This is a genomic window from Neobacillus sp. NPDC093182 (genome assembly GCF_044754045.1).
Genome location: NZ_JBIVOI010000011.1, coordinates 75,264 through 88,879 on the forward strand (window position 1 = coordinate 75,264; position 13,616 = coordinate 88,879).

The 13,616-nt window shown below is 38.3% G+C and carries 15 protein-coding genes; 5 read left to right on the forward strand and 10 right to left on the reverse strand.

Annotated features, from left to right (window positions below):
* Positions 1 to 2 precede the first annotated feature (2 nt).
* The gene (gene qoxC / locus ACIQAA_RS19820) at positions 3 to 599 is read left to right on the forward strand and encodes a cytochrome aa3 quinol oxidase subunit III (protein WP_402622607.1); all 597 of its coding nucleotides are present in this window, start codon (positions 3 to 5) and stop codon (positions 597 to 599) included.
* Between the two features lies 1 nt (position 600).
* On the forward strand, positions 601 to 882 hold the full coding sequence (gene qoxD, locus ACIQAA_RS19825) for a cytochrome aa3 quinol oxidase subunit IV (RefSeq protein ID WP_179158659.1): 282 nt from the start codon (positions 601 to 603) through the stop codon (positions 880 to 882).
* A gap of 15 nt (positions 883 to 897) precedes the next feature.
* Here the strand turns inward: qoxD and ACIQAA_RS19830 are convergent, their stop codons facing one another.
* The 4 genes from ACIQAA_RS19830 to ACIQAA_RS19845 all read right to left on the reverse strand — a co-directional run bounded on the left by ACIQAA_RS19830 (position 898) and on the right by ACIQAA_RS19845 (position 5,475).
* Complete coding sequence (locus ACIQAA_RS19830; RefSeq protein ID WP_402622610.1) at positions 898 to 1,161, reverse strand: hypothetical protein; 264 nt, start codon at positions 1,159 to 1,161, stop codon at positions 898 to 900.
* Between the two features lie 136 nt (positions 1,162 to 1,297).
* Positions 1,298 to 2,617, reverse strand: a complete 1,320-nt coding sequence (locus ACIQAA_RS19835) for a hemolysin family protein (RefSeq protein ID WP_402622612.1) — start codon at positions 2,615 to 2,617, stop codon at positions 1,298 to 1,300.
* Positions 2,618 to 2,857: 240 nt separating this feature from the next.
* Positions 2,858 to 3,646, reverse strand: a complete 789-nt coding sequence (locus tag ACIQAA_RS19840; protein ID WP_402622614.1) for a TerC family protein — start codon at positions 3,644 to 3,646, stop codon at positions 2,858 to 2,860.
* A 299-nt stretch (positions 3,647 to 3,945) separates the two neighbouring features.
* Positions 3,946 to 5,475 (reverse strand): carboxypeptidase M32, encoded by a 1,530-nt coding sequence (locus tag ACIQAA_RS19845; protein ID WP_402622617.1) that lies wholly within the window; start codon positions 5,473 to 5,475, stop codon positions 3,946 to 3,948.
* A 251-nt stretch (positions 5,476 to 5,726) separates the two neighbouring features.
* Here ACIQAA_RS19845 and ACIQAA_RS19850 point away from each other — a divergent pair, with 251 nt between their 5' ends.
* Positions 5,727 to 7,796 carry a peptidoglycan D,D-transpeptidase FtsI family protein gene (locus ACIQAA_RS19850; protein WP_402622619.1) on the forward strand — a complete coding sequence of 690 codons (2,070 nt, stop codon included), beginning with the start codon at positions 5,727 to 5,729 and terminating at the stop codon, positions 7,794 to 7,796.
* Positions 7,797 to 7,845: 49 nt separating this feature from the next.
* On the opposite strand, the gene trhA is transcribed toward ACIQAA_RS19850, so the two are convergent.
* The 4 genes from trhA to ACIQAA_RS19870 all read right to left on the reverse strand — a co-directional run bounded on the left by trhA (position 7,846) and on the right by ACIQAA_RS19870 (position 9,968).
* Positions 7,846 to 8,493, reverse strand: coding sequence for a PAQR family membrane homeostasis protein TrhA (gene trhA / locus ACIQAA_RS19855; RefSeq protein ID WP_402622622.1), 648 nt, complete (start codon positions 8,491 to 8,493; stop codon positions 7,846 to 7,848).
* A 17-nt stretch (positions 8,494 to 8,510) separates the two neighbouring features.
* A complete protein-coding gene (locus ACIQAA_RS19860; RefSeq protein ID WP_402622624.1) occupies positions 8,511 to 8,687 on the reverse strand; it encodes a hypothetical protein in 177 nt (58 codons plus the stop codon).
* Between the two features lie 163 nt (positions 8,688 to 8,850).
* The gene (locus ACIQAA_RS19865) at positions 8,851 to 9,456 is read right to left on the reverse strand and encodes a LysE/ArgO family amino acid transporter (protein WP_402622627.1); all 606 of its coding nucleotides are present in this window, start codon (positions 9,454 to 9,456) and stop codon (positions 8,851 to 8,853) included.
* Between the two features lie 68 nt (positions 9,457 to 9,524).
* Entirely contained in the window at positions 9,525 to 9,968 is a 444-nt protein-coding gene (locus tag ACIQAA_RS19870; RefSeq protein WP_402622629.1) for a GNAT family N-acetyltransferase, read from the reverse strand.
* Between the two features lie 116 nt (positions 9,969 to 10,084).
* Between ACIQAA_RS19870 and ACIQAA_RS19875 the strand changes: the two genes are divergently transcribed.
* A complete protein-coding gene (locus ACIQAA_RS19875; RefSeq protein WP_402622631.1) occupies positions 10,085 to 10,432 on the forward strand; it encodes a hypothetical protein in 348 nt (115 codons plus the stop codon).
* On the opposite strand, the gene ACIQAA_RS19880 is transcribed toward ACIQAA_RS19875, so the two are convergent.
* Positions 10,429 to 11,058 carry a TVP38/TMEM64 family protein gene (locus ACIQAA_RS19880; RefSeq protein WP_402622633.1) on the reverse strand — a complete coding sequence of 210 codons (630 nt, stop codon included), beginning with the start codon at positions 11,056 to 11,058 and terminating at the stop codon, positions 10,429 to 10,431. The genes ACIQAA_RS19875 and ACIQAA_RS19880 overlap by 4 nt on opposite strands.
* A gap of 134 nt (positions 11,059 to 11,192) precedes the next feature.
* The gene (locus ACIQAA_RS19885) at positions 11,193 to 11,963 is read right to left on the reverse strand and encodes a C40 family peptidase (RefSeq protein WP_402622636.1); all 771 of its coding nucleotides are present in this window, start codon (positions 11,961 to 11,963) and stop codon (positions 11,193 to 11,195) included.
* A 374-nt stretch (positions 11,964 to 12,337) separates the two neighbouring features.
* On the opposite strand from ACIQAA_RS19885, the gene ACIQAA_RS19890 reads away from it, so the two are divergent.
* Positions 12,338 to 13,513, forward strand: a complete 1,176-nt coding sequence (locus ACIQAA_RS19890; RefSeq protein ID WP_402622639.1) for a TIGR04053 family radical SAM/SPASM domain-containing protein — start codon at positions 12,338 to 12,340, stop codon at positions 13,511 to 13,513.
* Positions 13,514 to 13,616: the final 103 nt, after the last annotated feature.

Here is a 13,616-nt window from a genome sequence, read left to right on the forward strand (position 1 = left end):
AAATGAAAATAGATAACTCGCTTCCATTAGAATATAGTACCGAAGAAAACAGTTTAAAAATCTTAGGATTTTGGATCTTCCTCGGGGCCGAGATTATGCTTTTCGCTACCCTGTTTGCAACCTATTTCACTTTAGAAAATAGAACTGGCAGCGGACCAACTGGTCCTGAGATCTTCCAAATCACTCCAGTTCTATTTGAAACAATCTTACTGTTAACGAGTAGTTTTACTGTTGGACTTGGGATTCATGCGATGCGTATTGGGAAACAAAAAGCGATGATTACCTTCTTCTCCATCACACTTCTTCTCGGTCTTGCCTTTTTAGGAGTGGAGATATTTGAGTTTGCTACGTATGTACATGAAGGTGCAGGTTTACAAACGAGTGCATTTACAGCTGCTCTCTTAACCACCCTTGGAACACATGGAGCACACGTTACACTAGGATTTTTCTGGGGATTGTTCATTATTCTACAGATTAGAAAACGTGGATTAACTCCACAAACAACCAATAAAGCATTTATCTTCTCACTTTATTGGCATTTCCTAGATGTCGTCTGGATTTTCATTTTCAGCTTCATCTACCTGAAAGGAATGATGTAATATGAGCCAATTATTCCCGATGAAACAAGTACTTGGTTTTGTATTCTCTTTACTCCTGACAACCGTGGCATTAGCCGTTTATTTCCTTGATATGTCGTTTGCAGCAGGGATGACAATCCTTCTTGTCACAGCATTCATCCAAGCGGGACTCCAGTTAGTTGTCTTTATGCATGCCGGAGAAACAAAGGATAAAGGCGCCATCTACACAAATGTATTTTACGGTTTGATCATTGCACTCGTAACAGTGTTTGGAACGTTACTCGCGATGATTTGGGATATGTAATGAATAAAGGAGTACCTATTGAATAGGTGCTCCTTTTTTTGATTTAATTGGAACTACTTTCGTCCCTATATATGATTTTTCTAACATCTCATCTGTAACCACTAAGAACACACCGATCAGAAAAATAAATACCGCACCTACTGATGTCCCAATTCCAATCGGAACCAAAACGTTGTAACCGTTTACAAGCATTCCAACAATAAAAGCCAAAACTCCAATGGTTAAAACCGTTAGGCCGACATATGTCACAGCATTAAGGAATTTCTCTCTACTTCTCATAACAACATATCCCCTTTCTATATATTAATTATTGACCGTGTTCACAAAATTGTCAAACTTTTTTTATAAAAATAACCCATTATTCTTGACATTATAAAAAACAAGCAATCCCCACCGTTAAGGCGGAATTGCTTGTTTATGTTTTTTCTTCTGCAGTAAAGACTTTTTTTGCTTCTATTAATAGAATATGATGTCCTTGAATTTCTTTTACAGTGAAAATGATTCCTTCTTCTTCAATCTGGTCGCCCTTTTTTGCATCAAAGTTACGAGTCAGGAACCAGCCGCCAATCGTATCCACTTCCTCAACCGATAAATTTGTTCCTAAGATGTCATTTACTTCACTCACTAATACTTTGGCATTGAATAGATAGTGATCCGGATTAATTTTTCGAATTTCCGCAACTTCATCGGTATCGTATTCATCACGGATTTCACCAACGATTTCCTCTAATATATCCTCAACAGTTACCAATCCAGAAGTCCCGCCATATTCATCAAGCAGAATGGCCATATGGGATCGTTCCTTTTGCATTTTAACCAGCAAATCATGAATAGGAATCGATTCAATGACGCGAATTACAGGTTTTAACATTTGCTGCAAGGTGCTTTCCTTCAGGATTTCTTCCCTTTTAATCTCTTCCGTTAATATTTCTTTAATATTTATGAGTCCTAATATATGATCCTTATCTCCATCTACCACGACCGGGTATCGTGTATATTTTTCTCTTTTTATAACTTCTCTAACCGTCTCAATACTGTCATTCATATTCAAGGTAACCATTTCTGTTCTTGGAACCATGATCTCTTTGGCAATTCTTTCATCAAATTCAAAAATATTGTTCACGTACTCTAGTTCGCTTTTGTTGATTTCTCCGCTTTCATAGCTTTCTGACAATAGTATTCGCAATTCTTCCTCTGAAAGTCCTAATTCATTTTCAGAAACGGATTTGAACCCAAACCAGCCCACCAAGACACGTGCGGAATTATTTAATACCCAAATAAATGGATACATGATTTTATAAAACCATATCAATGGCTTAGACGTCCAAAGTGTAATTTGTTCTGCTCTTTGAATAGCGACTGTTTTAGGAGCAAGCTCCCCTATCACGACATGTAAAAACGTAACAGAAGCAAATGCCAAACCAAATGATAAAACATGGGATATTGCCTCATTTAACTCCATCCGTTTAAATAGTGGAAACAATAGGCTTTCAACGGTTGGTTCACCCAGCCAGCCAAGACCTAAAGCTGTAACCGTTATTCCAAGCTGACAGGCTGATAAATATTCATCGAGGTGAGTTGTGACATGTTTAGCCGCTTCAGCCCCTTTTTTACCTTCTGCGATTAATTGTTCAATTCTGGATCCCCGTACCTTCACGATAGCAAATTCAGTCGCAACGAAATATCCAGTTAACGCAATTAATAATGCAATTAATAGAAGATTTATGATTGTCAATGGCTTACCTTACATGGTGTAAGGCTTACACCTCCATAAAAATATATGTATACATTATTCATACCCATAATCAGCTTTTTTTACTGAGGGCTGTGTTAAATTTACCTGTTGATTACCGCTACAGGGTGCAAAATCAACAATTAGCTTTAACACAGCCTTACTGAAAAAAAGCTGCAATCGATTTGAATGCAGCTTTCTTTCGAATCTTATTCTTCTAAGTTTTCCTTTAAAGGGAGTAAATTATGAGGCTTTTGTATCTAATTTTGCTTTCTCTGCGACCTGATCCTTTGAAAAGAACCAGCCAGCGGCCGCAATTCCCACTAACACGGCATAAAACGTTAATTTCCATTCTGTAGAATGGGCAAAATCTTCACTTAAAACGGCAAGCGATGGATGTGAAAGTGTGTATACTGCTAACTTAACACCTACCCAGCCAACGATACCAAAAGCTGCTATTTCAAGACCAGGCCTTCTTTCTAATAGTTTTACAAATTGATTTGCTGCAAAACGCATGATCACAAGACCGATAATTCCGCCGGCAAAAATAACTAAGAATTTACCACCGTCTAAACCGCCGATATTAGGAAGCGGTGTGTCTGGAAGTACGACCGCAAGTGCGACAGCTGCCAAAATGGAGTCTACTGCAAAGGCAATGTCCGCTAATTCAACCTTAAAAACAGTTGACCAAAATCCACTTTTCTTAACAGCCTTTTCTTCTTGGGTACCCTCCGATTTTCCTTTAACAGCGATTTTTCGGACAATATGATTAACTGCCATAAACAAAAGATAAAGTGCGCCGATTGCTTGAACCTGCCATACATCCACAAGGAAAGAAATAATAAACAAAGAAGCAAATCGAAATACAAACGCTCCCGCTAACCCATAAAACAATGCTTTCTTACGATCTTCTTCTGGTAAATGCTTTACCATGATAGCAAGCACCAAGGCATTATCTGCTGCTAATAATCCTTCCAGTGCCACTAACACCAACAATACCCATCCATATTCCAGCAAAAGAGAAAAGTCCATTAATAAGTCCTCCTAAAAAAGTAAGTTTTTTTCTAAAATATCCCTTTGCTGCAATAAAAAAGCCTTTACCAAGGAAAAAGTGGAACTTTTTCCAACGGTAAAGGCCTCAATAAACACAAAAAGACCTTTACCGTTTTTGCAGTAAAGGTCTTGCTAACAACGTCACGTTGCCAATAAAGCCGGAGAAAATTACTTCTCGGAATGACGACTTTATTGTCCAGCTACTCCCCTTTAAAAAGGAAATATTTTATTACTTATACTATATGATATATCCACTAGATGGTCAATAACAAATTTTTCTATAAACCATAAACCTCAGAATATTTCTTCTCAAGGTACGCCACAAGGTAATCGGCATTTAACTCTTCACCTGTTACTTTTACAATTAACTCATTCGGCGTATACAGTTTTCCATATTGATGGATATTTTCACGCAGCCATTCTTGAATAACCTCGAAACGGCCATTTTCAATATGGGCATAGAAATCTGGGAACTCCTTTTGAATCGTACGAAGGATTTGAGCTGCATAGAGATTCCCTAATGAATAGGAAGGGAAATAACCAATCCCGCCAAATGACCAATGGACATCTTGAAGTACACCCTCACTGTCAGTACTTGGTGTGATCCCTAGGTAATCCTGCATTTTTTGGTTCCATACAGCAGGTAAATCCTTCGCTTCAACTTCTCCTCCAATTAAGGCTTTTTCAATTTCATAACGAAGCATAATGTGAAGATTATACGTTAATTCATCCGCTTCGACACGAATAAAGGATGGCTTTACACTATTAACTGCTCTGTAAAAGTCATCAAGTGAAACATTTTTTAGCTGATCTGGAAAATATTTAACAAGATGCGGGTAAAAATAATTCCAAAATTCCTTACTGCGCCCAACCATATTTTCTAAAAATCTTGATTGTGATTCATGGATACCAAATGAAGCACCGCTTTGCAGGACACTTTCTTCATACGCTGGATTTACATGCTGCTCATAAATACCGTGGCCTGCTTCATGAATCGTACCAAATAGTGCAGAACGGACATTTTTTTCTAAATAACGAGTAGTTAAACGCACATCGCCAATCGTAACAGTTTGTGCAAATGGGTGCACGGTTTCATCAAGTCTGCCTGCATCCATATCAAACCCAATGATTGGAAGAATAAAACGATTAAATTCTTTTTGCTTATCAATTGCAAATGACTGTTCAAAAACTTCATCTGGTGTAGTGTTTCCTGACTTATTAATCCGTTCTAAAAGATCCACACTGGATTCTCTAAGTTTTGCAAATAAAGGATCTAACCTTTTTACCGTTAAACCTGGTTCAAATTCATCTAATAAAGCGTCATATGGATGATCTTCATAGCCGTAATCTTTAGCAAACTTTCTCTTGTAATCTACGATTTTTTCTAGGTATGGCAGGAAAATAGCAAACTCATTTTTCTCCCTAGCTTCTTCCCATGCATCATTTGCCTGGGCCGTTAAAATGGAATACTCCTGAAAAAGGTCAGCTGGAATACTCTTTGATTTTTGATAAAACTCATTGTACTCTCTTACCTTTGCTTTGGTAACTTGATCCAAAACTTCTGAGTTTTCTGCTGAAGTTAATACTGCCAGCAAGTCTCCCATTTCCTCCGATACTTGGAGCTTAAACACTTCCGTCCTTAATGTTCCAGTTGCTTTGGCAAACACATTTCTGCCTTTTTTCGGTGCCATCACTTTTGAGTCCCAATCAGTCAGACCAATGATACTAGAAAAATGAGTGATTTTCTGATCTGAAGCATGAAATTTTTCTAAAGCAGCCTGTAACGTTTGATCCACTACTTTTTCCAATATGTAACCTCCTAAAATTCTCTATTTGTGAGGATTGCCATATCATTATAAATGATGAATTCGAATATGGCTAAAATTTCAAGTCCACTAACAAATGGTAACATCTATATAGAACGAAAAATTTACGCAAAGGTTACAATTGAAGAGGAAATACTTTACATTTCTTCAAATGTAAACGTAAAATAATAAATAATTACCAATTCTCTTATGAGGACATACTAACCAAAAAGTATCAAGGGATGTGAAAAAACTTGGAGAAAAAGAAAAAGAAGAAATCTCATTTTCCAATCCGCCTCAATCTGCTATTTTTCAGTGTATTTTTGTTATTTTCCATCCTCATTTTGCGCCTAGGATTTGTTCAAATTGTGTACGGAGAAAATTTTAAACGAGAGTTAGAGCGAAAAGAAGATATTACGATCAATAACCCGGTACCCCGGGGAAAAATGTTTGATAGTAATTACCGAGTCATCGTTGACAATGTTCCAAAACGAGCAATTACATACACAAATATGGGAGCCAGCCAGAAAGAGATGCTGGATACGGCTGAAAAATTAGCAAAATTAATTGTTAAGAATCATGATAAGATGACGCTGCGAGAAAAAAAGGATCTTTGGATTCTTAATAATCCGGAAAAAGCGGATGCAAAAATCACCAAAAAAGAAGTAGATTTATTTAAAGAAAAAAAATTAAAAGATAATGATTTATATAAATTAAAGATCGAACGAATTACCGAGGAAGAATTAAGTACGTTAACCCCAGAAGAGTTAGAAATCTGGTCTATCTATCTCGAATTTTCAAGCGGTTATAAATTCACCCCTCAAATCGTCAAAAATGAAGATGTCACACCTGAAGAATTTGCAATTGTCAGTGAAAATCTCCAATCTCTTCCAGGAGTTGACACTACGACAGACTGGGATCGGTCCTATGCCTTTGATCAAACATTGAAATCAATCCTGGGGAACGTCACGAAAACCGAGGAAGGTCTGCCTGCGGACCGGCTGGATCATTTTTTATCATTAGGGTACAACCGGAATGACAGAGTTGGAAAAAGCCAGCTCGAACTGCAATACGAAGATGTCCTCCATGGACACAAATCAAAGGTTAAAACGATAACAGATAAGCAAGGGAATGTCATTGAAACCGAAGTGGTTACGGATGGGAAAAGAGGAAAGGACCTCGTCCTGACCGTTGACATGGATTTACAAAGAGCGGTAGAAAAAATCATTGAAGAAGAGCTTTGGGGACTGAAAAAAACGCCTAATACCTCTCTTTTGGACCGTGCCTATGTCGTATTAATGGATCCGAATAATGGGGCTGTTTTAACGATGGCAGGAAAAAGAATCGTTAAGAATCCAGAGACCGGACAATTAGAAATGCAGGACGACGCATTAGGCACCATTACCACTACCTATAATGTAGGTTCTGCTGTCAAAGGTGCTACGGTTTTAACAGGTTTTAAGACAGGTGTTATTAAACCAGGAACTCGTATTAATGACACAGGTATTAAAATCAAGGACACTCCACTGAAAAAGTCCTATTCCTATTTAGGGACGCTGAATGATGTCGATGCGTTAAAATTATCATCAAACGTTTATATGTTCCATACTGCCATTAGAATTGGTAAAGGGAATTACCAATATGAGCAGCCTTTAAGTCTTGATCCAAATACGGTTGAAATCATACGAAATTCTTTTGCAAGCTTTGGACTTGGTTCTAGAACAGGTATTGATTTACCAAATGAATCTAGTGGACTAAAGGGGCCAAGCCGGCTCCCTGGTCATATAATGGACTTAGTTATTGGACAATATGACACGTATTCTCCTATGCAGTTAGCACAATATATCTCAACGATTGCAAATGGCGGTAAAAGGATGAAACCGCATATTGTAAAGGAAATTCGGGAGCCTATTGATAATAATACAGACGAAATCGGTCCTGTTTTTCAAGAAATTAAACCGACTGTCCTCAATACGATTGATGCCGAACCTGGCTGGATGGACCGGGTCCAATTAGGCTTCAAAAAAGTATTCCAGGAGCCAGGAGGAACCGCATTTAAACGGTTTGCCGGTGCTGCCTACTCTCCCGCTGGGAAAACTGGAACGGCTGAAGCATTTTACGATGGACCAGAACGCGCTAAATTCGGCAAGGAGCCGCCTCCGGTAATGAATTTAAGCTTAGTTACTTACGCACCAAGTACCAACCCTGAAGTGGCAATGGCCGTGATTGTCCCGTGGGCCTACCAAGGAACAACCGATAATGGAGCAAACTTTCTTATCGGGCGAAGAGTGATGGATACCTACTTTGCCATGAAGAAAAATTAATTAGAAAAAGGCGTCTGGTACTTTAGCCAGACGCCTTTTTGGGCTCACACTATTTAATTGGTAATACATAAAACAAGACGCAGAAAAAGTGAAGCACTGTTCCTGCGATGACGAATAAATGCCAGATTGCGTGGTGATAGCGAAACCCGCGCCATACATAAAAAATTGCCCCAAATGTGTAAAGGAGACCGCCAATCATTAAATAGGTCATCCCTTCAGAAGGAAGCTTAGCTGCTAAAGGATTCCATGCAAACACCATCATCCAGCCCATCACCACATAGAGAATCGTCGAGGTAAATAAATATTTTTTCGCAAAAAAACATTTAAAAATGGTACCAGCAATCGCCAGTCCCCAAACTACCCCAAACAAGGACCAGCCTAAAGGACCTCTAATCACAACGAGCAAGAATGGTGTATAGGTTCCTGCAATAAAAAAGTAGATAGAGGAATGGTCAAAGATTTCAAATATGTCTTTGGCTTTACCTTCTGGAAAACTATGTACCAATGTAGAGGACATATACAAAATGAACATAGAGGCGCCATAGAGTGTAAAGCTTACAATATGCCATGCTGTTCCATACAGGGAGGAAAAAACGATTAAAATGACCAAAGCAGCTATACTAAGCATGGCACCAATCCCGTGCGTAATCGAATTCGCAGCCTCCTCTTTACGTGAGAATACATGTGTGTTTGCCATTTCGCAAAACTCCTTTTTCAACTCTTTTTCAATTTCTCCATTAACTCTATTATGCTCTTTTTTGGAGTCCAGCAGTTAAATTTATAATTGGTTTTGGTTTCATAGCCTAAACGACTGCAGTAATAAACCATTGAATCTGATTTTCTTTCAGCCTTAAAGTGCATGCAGGTGGCACAGCAATGGAAATCCTTCATTTTTCTCTCCTCCACAGATTTACCAATCTATTAATTATTCATTCATAGTTTGTTCATATTTGTCCCCTATTATAGTAATAGGTTCAGTAACACCGAACCAATCCTCCCCCCTTTTATTTTATAGATTCTTTTCCAATACCCGGCAAATGGCCGGGTACACTTTTTATAACGAAAACACCAGGTACACCGCTGTTCCCCACATGATTACTGCAGATATTTTGTTTAACGTGTGAATGAATTTGCCACTTTGATCAAGTCTGCCTGCCAATCTCCCAACGATAGATAATCCAAAAAACCATAACCAAGAAACGAAAATACAGACAATCGTAAAAATTGCCTTTTCTATTCCTGTGTAGGTTAATGAACTAGTTCCGATTACACCAATCGTATCCATAATGGCATGAGGATTTAGCAATGAAACAGACGCAGCAAAGGTAATTTGTTTTCGCGCCGAAAATAATTGAGCACTATCGGCCTCTGTACTAGGTTTACTTTTCCAGGTTACATAGCCCATATATAGTAAAAAAGCAATCCCAATCACACTCAACGCTATTTTTAAAAAGCTGATTTCTAACACAACAGCGGAAATTCCTAAAACTGCCAACGAAATTAAGAGTGTATCACAAAGTGCAGCTGTTAACACCACTGGTAATGCCTTTGACCATTTCGGATGTAAGGCTCCCTGATTAAATACAAAAACATTTTGTACCCCTAAAGGTAAAATCAGCCCAAAGGCTAAAATAAATCCATGAATTGCAGCACTAATCATCTTGTCTCTCCCTATATATAATAATACTGGCTGCCTGCTCATAAGCAGACAGCCTTTTTGACGATATCCTATATTTTTCTTTGCATAAAAATTTCGGGGTCATCGAGTGTTTGAAAACCGTATTGTTCATATAGACCATGTGCGTCGTAGGTACATAACATCATTTTCCGAACATCTTTAAGTTCGGATTGTTCCACCATCGTTTCGATCATCCATTTCGATAAGCCTCTTCCTCTATATTCTGGAAGGACAAATACATCCATAATCCAAGCAAATCGTACAAAATCCGTTACCGCCCGGACAAAACCAATTTGCTTTGCCTCCCCTTTTGCAGGGTCTCCCTCGTACATTCCAAAGCAAATAGAGGAATTCTCAATCGCTTTCTTTACTTTTTCCATTGTAATACCTTTGGCCCAGTAAGAATCAACACTCAAAAAATGGTGAATTACATCGGTATCAAGATATTGCTTATCTGTACTTAGCGTAAAACCATCCTTTTCCCAACTAGACATGTTCCAACACCTTCCTTAAATTAGGAATAAACTACTATCTTATTGTTACTGAAGTATACTTCCTTCCAACCCTGTCAATAACAATACCAAACACGAGAAGAAAGAGGTGTCATGGTATGAAGGGAATCTACTTTATTAATGATAGGATCAGTTTAAATGGGCTGTCGAAGGAAGAAAGCTTTAAACTTCAAGAACAATCCATCTTACCCTACCTTCAACAACATAAAATCGAAGTCGTGAAGTTAAACCCTTACCAAATTTATGATCACTACACGATTCCGCATGCATTATTATATGATCTAAAAAAGCATAGAAATTATCTAGATTGTTTAATCCAGTACTCTCCTTTTGTAATGGAAGATTTTATTAATACGTATCCAGCACGATGGTTTATTTTAAAAAGCTTCTTTAAAGAAGTCATTACGATTGAAGAAAAAGAGCTTCCAGTAAAATATATTGTTTAATCCACAGATCCCTTGGCCATTTTACGATACATGATCACAAAATTAATAAGGAATATAATGAGAATATAGCCGCCATATAAACCAAAAGAAAATAACTTATTGCTGCTAAATGAAGCACCTGCATAGGACAAGATCAGGATGTTTGGGATTTTCCCAATCGTGGAGGAAGTAAAAAACGTGAACCAATTCACCTTGCTTAAACCGCAGATGATGTTGACAACAGGTGCTGGGATAATGGGAATCAAACGGCAGGTTAAGATGGCAATAAACGAATTCCGATTAAGAAACCCTTCGTATTCCCGGACTTTCGGATAGTTCATTAGCCTAGATTGTGCATAATCCCGGAAACCGTACCTGCTTAAAAAGAAGAAAGCCATTGTTCCAGCCATGGCTCCCGTCAAGGAAACGATTACTCCTTGAGTCGTTCCAAAAACACCGCCGATGACGCCAGCCAGGACAGGGAAAGGAATGATAGGAAAAAAGACACATATGGCTACAAACAACATGCTGATGAATATAGAAAGGATTCCGTCTTCCTTGATTAATGTAAGTAATTCATCTTTTTGTAAAAAGCCAATGGCAATGACGATCAATAATAATGTTATGCTTAGGATTCTTTTAAACATTGATTTCTCCTAATCTAAGTTACTCTACATATTTAAGTATAAAGGTAAATGCCCCTTTCATAAACCATATATTTTCTGATTTTTTGAAAAAACAAAGACCTTTATCGTTTTGATAAAGGTCTTTGTTTGTGCTATTAAAATGCTGTTCTAGCACCAATGTATCTAGGTTTCCAATATGGATTATTCATATCGGTAATGGTTACGCCTGTTGATGTACCGGCATGGATGAATTTGTTATCGCCGATATAAATTCCCAGATGAGATGGACCAGGTGCATAAGTGGTAAAGAACACTAGGTCACCAGGGCTTGGACTGCTAACAGCTTTTAAGCCTGAAAATTGTGTTGCTGCTGTTCGCGGAAGTGAGATTCCTACTTTTTCAAAAACGTATTTTGAGAAGCCGCTGCAATCAAAACCAGCTGGAGTATTTCCACCCCATAGGTAAGGAGTGCCGATATATTTCTTCGCTTCTGTAATCACCATTTGCGCTTTTGAAACAGTAGAAATTGGTGCTGGAGTCGGAGTTGCAGCCGTACCAGAAACAGTAAGGACTTGTCCAACATAAATGGTATCACTGGTCATGTTATTAAGAGATTTTAGCTGTGCAACAGTTAGATTATGACGCGAGGAAATCCCCCATAGTGTATCCCCTTTTTGAACAGTGTAAGTGGCAACATGTGAGTGAGGTGCCAATAATGATAGTTTTTGATTTAAATAGATACTATCACTAGAAAGATTATTCCATGCTTTTAAATTTGCAACTGATACAATATTATTTTGCGAGATTCTCCAAAGTGTGTCCCCTGATTTAACTGTATAGACATTCTCATGTGCACTTACAGTTCCACCAAAAGTTGTAAACAAAATGCCGGCAGCTGCCGCGACTGTCAGTAATTGTTTTTTCATGGTTGCACTCCTCTATTCGTTGATAAAACTATCATAAAGGAGAGAACCTATTTATTTATATCCTCAACATATGGATATATAGGAAGTATATCCCTGCTAAGGAAATGAAAGCCCTCAAGTAACAAACCTTAGAAATGCTTTCAGCCCTTATACACCAAGGTTTTTCCTTCACTTTATCTAGTAACAACATGAACCATATTAGTAGTATGGTACTTTTTTGAAATAGAAATGTAGAAATATCGTAACAAACCTTATGAAATATTGTAACAATCCTTTGCATGCACAACCCAAAGTCAAATTTATAATAAACCTATAGAAACATTTTTTATGATTTTTATTTGATTTAAAAAATATTATGAATCTTGGTGATAAGTATGCAAGGAATAAGTAATGGACATCCACATGGAATGGGACATCCGCATGGAATGAAAAAAATTAATTATGACGTTAACCCGTTTATTGTTATTTGGGAAGTAACACGGGCATGCCAGCTAAAATGTGTTCACTGCCGCGCTGATGCACAGCTTTCTCCAGATCCTCGTGAATTAACGCATGAAGAGGGAATGAACTTAATTGATCAAATCTATGAAATGGATAATCCGATGCTTGTATTCTCAGGCGGAGATTGTATGATGCGGGAAGACCTTTTTGAACTTGCAGACTATGCAGTTAAAAAAGGGATGCGCGTTAGTATGACTCCTAGTGCGACTCCGAATGTTACAAAGAAAAAAATGCAGCGTGCAAAGGAAGTTGGTCTTTCACGCTGGGGCTTAAGTCTTGACGCACCGACTGCAGAGATTCACGACAAATTCCGTGGTGTGCCAGGTTCCTTCGATCTAACGATTGAAAAAATTAAGTATTTAAATGAATTGGGAATGCCTTTACAAATCAATACGGTTATCTCTCGTTACAATTATGACCATCTTGAACAAATGTCTAAGCTTGTCGAAGAACTTGGTGCAGTCATGTGGTACATTTTCTTACTCGTTCCAACAGGACGCGGTCAAATGGATGCGTGTATTACACCTGTAGAGCATGAAAAAGTTTTCCGCTGGTTGTACCAGTTAAGTAAAACGGCTCCGTATGATATTAAAACGACCGCTGCTCAGCATTATCGCCGTGTCGTTTTACAGGAAAAAGCACGTGACCATCTAATCGAAAAAGGTGACATCCGCTACGAAGATTCGATCACAACGGATTTTGCTTCGATGCACGATGGATTAAAACGTGCACCGAAGGGTGTAAATGACGGAAATGGCTTTGTATTCGTTAACCATATTGGTGATGTAATGCCGAGCGGCTTGCTTCCTATTGTTGGCGGTAATATCCGAGACACACCACTTGCGGAAATTTATCGTGAAGCAAAGGTATTTAAAGACCTTAGACAGCCCGATAACTATAAAGGCAAATGCGGAGTCTGTGAATTTAACAAAATTTGCGGCGGTTCTCGTTCTAGAACCTATGCAGTAACCGGTGACTATATGGAAAGTGAACCATTCTGCGTTTATATCCCGCAGGCAATGCGTAATAAAACCGCACAGACAGTATAGAACTAACTCAGGCATTCCATCCTAGGAATGCCTTTTTCATTCCACTAAACCTGTATCTGAAATATTAATATCGGACATCATAGATGGACATTTGTTATACCTC